Source organism: Lacrimispora amygdalina (assembly GCF_003432035.1).
GTDB classification, from domain to species: domain Bacteria; phylum Bacillota; class Clostridia; order Lachnospirales; family Lachnospiraceae; genus Lacrimispora; species Lacrimispora amygdalina.
Genome location: NZ_QOHO01000109.1, coordinates 1 through 6,802, shown reverse-complemented (window position 1 = coordinate 6,802; position 6,802 = coordinate 1). Strand labels below are relative to the sequence as shown.

At 40.7% G+C, this 6,802-nt stretch carries 5 protein-coding genes and 3 pseudogenes; 4 read left to right on the top strand and 4 right to left on the bottom strand.

Annotated elements, in window-relative coordinates; translation table 11 throughout:
* A partial coding sequence (locus DS742_RS26165; protein WP_147325891.1) for an acyltransferase family protein occupies window positions 1-478 on the top strand: 478 nt, incomplete at its 5' end.
* A 448-nt stretch (window positions 479-926) separates the two neighbouring features.
* Here DS742_RS26165 and DS742_RS26160 read toward each other — a convergent pair.
* From DS742_RS26160 to DS742_RS26150, 3 genes and pseudogenes are all read right to left on the bottom strand, one after another.
* Window positions 927-1,328: pseudogene (locus DS742_RS26160) on the bottom strand (transposase); the annotation flags it as partial.
* A gap of 65 nt (window positions 1,329-1,393) precedes the next feature.
* Window positions 1,394-2,503: an IS256 family transposase gene (locus tag DS742_RS26155; protein ID WP_117419856.1), complete on the bottom strand. Its 1,110-nt coding sequence runs from the start codon at window positions 2,501-2,503 to the stop codon at window positions 1,394-1,396.
* A 180-nt stretch (window positions 2,504-2,683) separates the two neighbouring features.
* Window positions 2,684-3,094 (bottom strand): annotated as a pseudogene (locus DS742_RS26150) (ISL3 family transposase); the annotation flags it as partial.
* A gap of 155 nt (window positions 3,095-3,249) precedes the next feature.
* On the opposite strand from DS742_RS26150, the gene tnpA reads away from it, so the two are divergent.
* From tnpA to tnpC, 3 genes are all read left to right on the top strand, one after another.
* A complete protein-coding gene (tnpA, locus tag DS742_RS26145) occupies window positions 3,250-3,636 on the top strand; it encodes an IS66 family insertion sequence element accessory protein TnpA (RefSeq protein ID WP_117419855.1) in 387 nt (128 codons plus the stop codon).
* Window positions 3,630-3,986: an IS66 family insertion sequence element accessory protein TnpB gene (tnpB, locus tag DS742_RS26140; protein WP_117419854.1), complete on the top strand. Its 357-nt coding sequence runs from the start codon at window positions 3,630-3,632 to the stop codon at window positions 3,984-3,986. The genes tnpA and tnpB overlap by 7 nt, the downstream gene beginning before the upstream one ends.
* Before the next feature lie 292 nt (window positions 3,987-4,278).
* Window positions 4,279-6,021: an IS66 family transposase gene (gene tnpC / locus DS742_RS26135; RefSeq protein ID WP_242996839.1), complete on the top strand. Its 1,743-nt coding sequence runs from the start codon at window positions 4,279-4,281 to the stop codon at window positions 6,019-6,021.
* Window positions 6,022-6,078: 57 nt separating this feature from the next.
* Here tnpC and DS742_RS26130 read toward each other — a convergent pair.
* Window positions 6,079-6,802, bottom strand: a pseudogene (locus DS742_RS26130) (ISL3 family transposase); the annotation flags it as partial.

Here is a 6,802-nt window from a genome sequence, read left to right as displayed (position 1 = left end):
AGGTATAATGGATAAATATAATACAAAATATCTAAATTTAATTCTATTGTTATCAGGATTTTTTTTAGCTTCATATCCTCCATTTATGCCAGTAGAAAATACTATGTATAAGTTTATGAAAATAAATTTAATTGAAAATGTATATTATTTTTATCACTCAGTAGGCTCATTTTTAATTATGATAGTAATATTAAATTCAGTTAAATTTAAACAAATATTTTCTAACAAGTTATTTGTTTTCTTAGGTAAAATATCATTTTCCATGTATATAATACATTTTATGATTTTAAATTCACTTTCGAGCTTTTTGTTTATAAATCTTGTTAATTATTTTAAATATTCTTACGCTTTTTTTATAGTATTAATAATATCTTTGGGTGTAATAATATCTTTATCTTATTATGTATATAAATATATTGATTTAAATGGTATTAAAATGTCAAAAAAAATATATAATGATTTTTTTAGAGTATATTAAATGCAGTGTTATTTTATCCGACCAGCAGGCATCATACAGGCTTTTTAAAATGGTAATCCGGTCATCTTTTTTCATTGGCTCCATATATTCTAATAGCCGTTTGGTAAAATTAAGTCACCACAACAAGGGCAGTACGAGGCAACGATAACAAAGTATCCGGTTATTGGGCAATTATATTCACTCCTAAAAAAATTTCATGGTATTGTATTTTCACGAAAGGAAAATAAGTTGGACTCATGGATGACAGCGGCTGCTGCTCTACAGATTGATGAACTAGATACTTACATAAATGGGTTAAATGCAGATATTGATGCTGTCATGGTATTCATTATAAATATAATAATGGTCTAGCAGAAGGAAGCGTTAATAAAATTAAATTAACCANNAAACTTCTGCTAAATGAATGTTATTATAAAATCAACTAAGGTTGGAAAGAACCATTTAGGCGCTTACGATACTTTGTCTCCGGGAATACTTCTGGAATGGATTCGAGAATCCCAAGGCATTTATCGCCGATAATTAAGCGCACTCCGGCCAGGCCACGTTCTTTTAGCCACACAAAGAATGTTCTCCAGCTTTCACGGTCTTCCTTCATGCCTTCGGCCGCGCCAATAATTTCACGACATCCATCCTCGTTGACTCCAATGGCAACAAGGATAGATACGTTTTGTATTTCGCCGCCCCAGCTACGCTTTAAGTAAACACCATCTACAAAGACATACGGATAAGAACCGGTAAGTTTGCGGCTTCTCCACGTTTCAATATGTTCATAAGCTTTTTTATTTAGATTGCTTATTGTTCCAGGTGAAACCTTGGTTCCTCATAACGCCTCGGTAATGTCTTCAACGCGGTGAAACACCCGATAGTGTCAAGATTTTTTCGCAAATTGTATTTCAGCCGTTAGGTAGCCGGTAGTCAGCCGGCTATTATATCAGACTGATTTTGGAGATCCAATTCTTTCAGGTGCTCCATATTCATGTAGCGCTTTGTACCCCATTGGGTTCCAGCTACGTGTCGCAGTCTGGCACATACAAGCATTAAAGCACTTTGCCCATCAGGAAAAGCGCCAATAGCACGGGTCCTACGTTTGATTTCCCGGTTAAGACGTTCAATGGTATTATTAGTGCGGATTCTAGTCCAGTGTTGGCTGGGAAAATCCATATATGCTAGGGTTTCCTCGATTCCATCTTCGACCTTTTTAGCTGCCGAAATTAATTTCATCTCGCGAAGTTTATCCGCTACTTGTTTCGCCTTTTCCTTTGCAGATGTTTTGCATTCTTGAGCATGGATAGCCTTCAGCAGCATAGAGACTTCTTTCATCTTATTACGAGGAGTGGCTGAGAATATATTCCGATAGAAATGAACCGTACATCTTTGATACTTTGTCTCCGGGAATACTTCTGGAATGGATTCGAGCATCCCAAGACATTTATCACCGATAATTAGGCGCACTCCGGCCAGGCCACGTTCTTTTAGCCATACAAAGAATGTTCTCCAGCTTTCACGGTCTTCCTTCATGCCTTCAGCCGCACCAATAATTTCACGGCATCCGTCCTCGTTAACTCCAATGGCAACAAGGATAGAGACGTTTTGTATTTCCCCGCCCCAGCTGCGCTTTAAGTAAACACCATCTACAAAGACATAGGGATAAGAACCTGTAAGTTTGCGGCTTCTCCACGTTTCAATATGTTCATAGGCTTTTTTATTTAGATTGCTTATTGTTCCAGGTGAAACCTTGGTTCCCCATAACGCCTCGGTAATGTCTTCAACGCGGCGGACAGAAACACCCGCGAGGTACATTTCAATAAGGGCTTCTTCTACAGAGCATTCTCTGCGGCGATATCGCTCAATAATGGCAGTTTCAAACGGAACGCCTTTTAACTTTGGCATCTTCAATTTGACCTCACCGGCAGTGGTTTGAAAGTTTCTGCTGTAATGTCCGGAACGATACCCTTTGCTATCACCGGAACGTTTCAATTCGTTATGGATAAGTTCCTGATTTAATTGTATAATGTTATCGGACATGTTCTATAACCTCCTTTGTGAGATTTGGTTGTGGTGACTTTATTGGCTCTTTGTCAATAGTTGGGGTGGGATTCCTATAAATCCCGCCCCTTTCTTGCGTTTAGAGCTGCTTTAATGGTTCATTCTACTGTATGCTGTTTTGGGCATGCAAAATAAGCCTCCATATCCCGACCATTTTTCCTATGATGTACAATGAAGTATCCGTGTCCGGAACCGGTTAAAGTTACTGATTCCATAAGAACTTCGTTTTAATACTTTAATCTTATTGTTAAATCCTACTGTGACACCGTTTGTAATGCCATATTTAAAGGCATTTAAAATTTCTTTTCTCCAAGACTGGAACGTTTTTGCACATTTCTCGAACTCTTTAATACCGCATCCTCTTGCATTAGATATCCAATCATCGAATTCTTGCTGTTGCTTACGATAGGACTCTAGCTGGCTGATGTCATAAAACCATTCTTTCATCATATGCGCCAGCCTTAGGTCATCACTATACTGAAGCATCAGATCACAGGCCTGTTTGTTCTCATCTTTCAGTTTTCTATAGCGGGTCAAAATCAGCTTTCGGCTTCGTTTATAGTATTTTCGGTATGCGATGAATAACCTGCCGTTCCACAAATTCCTGCATCTATGAAATAATAGAGACAACCAGGAGGGTCTCGATTTACTACTTTGTATTCGTTCACTACAATTCTTCGAATCAAGTACTTGTCATCTCCATGAAAGGAAGAACATCATCGCCAATGAATGATAACCAAAGAAATGCCAGACGAACGGATCAGGAATGGATCAGTCTGATACAGGAATGCCGCACAAGTGGTCTTGGAGACAAAGACTGGTGTGAACAGCATGGTATTCCAATCAGCACATTTTATACAAAGATAACAAGGCTTCGCCAAAAGGCCTGCGAGATACCGGCAGCCAAACATCATATTATCCGGGAAAGCCAGCAAGTAGTTCCTCTTCCAATTATAGATGAAGTACCACACCCCTGCTGGAACGGGGCTCCCGATGCCAGGACTTCTCCAGCAGTGATCTTAAAAATCAATGATTACAGCATTGAAATTTCCAATCACGCCGCCAGAGATACCATATTTAATACTCTTTCTGTGCTGCAACAGCTATGCTAGGTGAATTATCCGGAGTTGCCAGAGTTTATATAATTACAGGCCGGACTGATATGAGACGCAGCATTGATGGTCTTATGGCAATTATCCGGGATACCTATGAAATGGATCCTTATGCAAATGCACTTTTCCTTTTCTGCAGGCGAAGGAAAAACACAGTGAAAGCCTTACACTTTGATAAGGACGGTTTTGTCTTATATCTGAAAAGACTCGATAATGGCCGGTTTCAATGGCCCAAAGACGCTTCTGAAGTGCGCCCACTGACTAGACAGGAATTCCGGTGGCTGATGGAAGGACTGTCAATTGAACAGCCGAAAGCAATCAGGCCAATTACCCAGAAGAAAGACTTCTGATTTTGTGCATAATGGAGAAAATGAAAAAAATGTTATCCGATTAAACTCCCGCTTTTCTTTGGTTATCCACACACTCCGGTCTGCATTTAAAGTTATCCGTGCATGACACCGATATGCCAGAATTAAATGTGCATAAGTCTCTTAAAAGTGATGTAGAACAGCCTTTTTTCAAGGTTTCCCGTCATTCTTCCTTTCGTCAAAATGACGATGCTTATCTGACTGCACATTTGCCTATATCCTCATAATTCTTTATAATGTAAGAAGAATAAAAATCGGGGAGGCATGGTGCGTCATGGATGAAAAAAGTACGTTTGAACAGCAGATGAAACTGTTGCAGACAGTTGTCGAACAGCAACAGGCTTACATCCAGGCACAGAATGCCCACATGGCTGAAAAGGATGCCCGTATGGCTGAAAAAGATGAAACAATCGCCGAGCTGCGCAGACTTGTTGATGACCTTCAGTCGCTCAAAGTAAATCTGGAAGAAACATTACAAGAACTGCGCAGACAGCTTTTTGGAACATCATCAGAAAAAATAGCCTCTGAAGAAAAAAACACGCAAGAGATCACTGCCGTGGAAGCAAAAGCTAAAATCACGGTAAAAGAACATACGCGTGAACGTAAACCAAAAGCAAAACGGGATGATATCTACGCGGGTCTGCCAATAAGGGAAGTAAAGATCTCACTTACGGATGATCAGCGCCTTTGTGAATACTGCAACAGTGAGATGATAACGATTGGCTATACGCAGGTCCGGGAAGAGATCAGGATCACACCCGCCAAGGTGGAGAGAATACGCCTTATGCAGGAGGTGGCCATCTGTCAGGATTGTAAAAAGGATGGGGATGGAACTCTTGTAAAGGCAAATGTCTATCCTGCATTACTGCCACACAGTCCGGCATCTGCATCTTCCGTTGCCTATGTTGTTTTTGAAAAAACGTTTATGGGACTGCCTTATTACAGGCAGGAGGCCGGTATGGCAGAGCTTGGTTTCAAATTGCCAAGGGAAACCATGGCGAACTGGTTCATTTACTGTGCAGAACATTACTTTTATCCAATCTATGAAAGCATGCATGAGTGTCTGATTCAACGTGAAATTTTACATGCAGATGAAACCACCTGCCAGGTATTACGTGAGGCTGGTCGGAGCGCAGAATCAACTTCCTATTTGTGGATCTATCTGACCGGAAGTGACGGACTGCCACCAATCGTTCTCTACGATTATGCAGCGGGACGCAGTGGAAAATATGCCAGGGACTTTCTGGAAGGATTCAATGGTCTTCTCCAGTGCGACGGATATCAGGGCTATAATGAAGTGGAGGATGTGACTCTGGTCTGCTGTCTCGCCCACTGCCGCCGGAAGTTCTATGAAGCCATTCCAGCAGGAAGAAGAAAAGCCATAAAGCTTCTGGATATCAATTCCGAAACCCGGATAGATGATCCGGTTATTCCGGATGAGAATGAACAGGAGAAACTGATACCGGCAGAGATCGGTCTTTCCTACTGTAATAAACTTTTCTATATAGAGCGGGAATTGAAAAATCTTCCGGCAAATGAACGAAAAGTAAAACGCGAGGAAAAGGAAAGCGCTGTCTGGATCAGTTTCTGGAAATGGGTTAATTCCATCCATGCACTGGGTGGCAGCAAACTGGAAAAAGCGGTAAACTATGCCCTGAATCACCAGGAAACGCTTTGCAACTATATGAAAGATGGACGATGTGAAATCTCAAACAATGCTGCCGAACGAAGAGCCAAGAGCTATGCCATTGGACGCAAAGCATTTTTATTTCACACATCGGTAGCCGGGGCAAATGCCAGTGCAGTTATGTACAGCATGATTGAAACGGCAAAAGCAAACAACTTAAACGTATTTCAGTATCTCTACATGGTACTTCTTTATATGCCGGACTACAAAAATGAGCCCGCAGGTATAGAAAAGCTGCTGCCATGGAGTGATTTTATGATGGAACATTGCACAGGTCTAATTGATGTAGACAATATAACAGCAGAAAATCATATGCCATTACCGCTTTAATGTTTTGGTATAACAAGGGTGAATTATGCCATACGGTATCTTATTCATCGCTTACTATTTTCGAAGAGAAGCCGGCATTGATTTCTGGAGCCGTTTACGAACATTTTCGATAGCCCATGTGACCTGACGAATGAAATGATACTTGTCCACAATAATCTTTGCGTTTGGGAAGAAAGTTCTGGCCAGCTCCACATAGGGAAGCCACATGTCACAAACAAAGAACTTTACTTTCAGCCTTTCCTTTCTTGTAATGTTTCTCCAGTAATCAGCCAGATGGCTCTGAGTGCGGTCTGGAAGAATATCCAGAATTCGGTGTTTTTTAGGATCAACAAGGATACACTGATATTTCCCAGTAGAGGCATTGCCTTTAAATTCATCAATAGAAACAGCTTCAGGAAGCTTATCAGGGGGTGAATAATGGATGGTATCCAAAAGTCTGCAGATTGTAGGGACGGAAACCCCGGTAAGGATTGAAACCTGCTTGAGAGAAAAAGTCTGTCGTAGGAGAGATATAACATAAAAAGCCAGTCTCCTTGTTCTGCGGTGATAGGAAGGAAGAAAGGAATAGTGTTCCAAAAATCGTTTTCCGCAGGAGGTACATAAATAACGTCGTTTTCTTAGAATCAGAATGACGGTTTTACCTTGGAAAGGAGTGTCATCAATTTCCTGAATTCGATAGTCATGAACTCTTTTTGTTTTACAACCACAACAGGGACAGGTCTGCTCAGAAGTTCTGGTTTCAATTAAAACCTTTAAAAAAGAATCTGCCTGAATTACTTTT